Origin of the sequence: Mesorhizobium sp. M1A.F.Ca.IN.020.06.1.1 (genome assembly GCF_004023265.1) — a bacterium.
Classification (GTDB): domain Bacteria; phylum Pseudomonadota; class Alphaproteobacteria; order Rhizobiales; family Rhizobiaceae; genus Mesorhizobium.
Window position 1 is genome coordinate 1 of record NZ_RZSR01001378.1, and the last position, 1,106, is coordinate 1,106.

1 protein-coding gene is annotated in these 1,106 nt (G+C 61.1%); it reads right to left on the minus strand.

Annotated elements, in window-relative coordinates:
• Positions 1-1,100, minus strand: a 1,100-nt coding sequence (locus tag EOA60_RS34160) for an ABC transporter substrate-binding protein (RefSeq protein WP_164899820.1), incomplete at its 3' end; no start/stop codon positions are given.
• Positions 1,101-1,106: the final 6 nt, after the last annotated feature.

Here is a 1,106-nt window from a genome sequence, read left to right on the forward strand (position 1 = left end):
GCCTTGGCGACATTGAGCTTGAACGGGTTGTCGTCGATGGCGCCGAGGTCGCCCTTGGGCAGGAAGGACTGGTGGATCTCGCCGATGCCCTTGAGGATGGTCGAGCCCAGCGCATCATAGTCGACCAGGTACTTGAAGGCCTGCCGAACCTCCGGCTTGGCGAGGTTGGCGTTCTTCTGGTTGAGGCTGATGTAATAGACCGTGCCCTTCGGCGCGCTGGTGGTGGTGAGATCGCCATTCTTGGCGATGGCGTCGAGATCGTTCGGCTCGAGGTTGCGGGCGACGTCGATATCGCCGGCCTCGAGCGCCAGACGCTGCGCCGAGCTTTCCTTCATGAAGCGGTAGATAACGCGGGCGATCTTGGCCTTCTCGCCGTTGTAGTTGTCGTTGCGTTCCAGAACGACGACTTCATTGGCGCGCCATTCGCGCAGCTTGTAAGGGCCGGAGCCGGCATAGCCGGTCTTCAGCCAGGCATTGCCGAAGTCGTTGTCCCATTTGTAGTCGGCGCTCGGCGTGACGGCGGCGACATGTTCCTTGACCAGCTTGCTGTCGACGACCGAGGCGACGGTAGCCGACAAGCAGTTGAGCACGAAGCTCGGCGCATAGGCCTTGTCGACAACGAACTGGAAGGTGGTGTCGTCGACCGCCTTGGCCTTTTCGGTGACGTTGTCGCCGCTGATGCCGAACTGGTTGATGATGAAGGCGGGGCTCTTGTCCAGCTTGATCGCGCGCTCGAAGGAATAGGCGACGTCGGCGGCGGTGATCGGATTGCCGGAGGCGAACTTCATTCCGGGCTTGAGCTTGAAGGTGTAGGTCAGGCCGTCGTCGGAAATAGTCCAGCTCTCGGCGAGATCGCCCTTGACTTTGGAGGTGTCGCTGAGGTCGAGGCGAACCAGGAGATCGTAGGTGTTGCCGGTAACCTCAGCGGTTGACAGCTCGAACGCTTCGCCCGGATCCATCGAGATGATATCGTCGAAGGCGAAGCCTTCGACCAACGTGTCGGCAGGCGTGACCGCAAAGGCCGGCACCGCGAGCAGCGCCGACATCGCCACACCCGCGAGAAAGCCACGAGAGCGAAGAGCAAACCTTTCCAGCATCATGGTAGT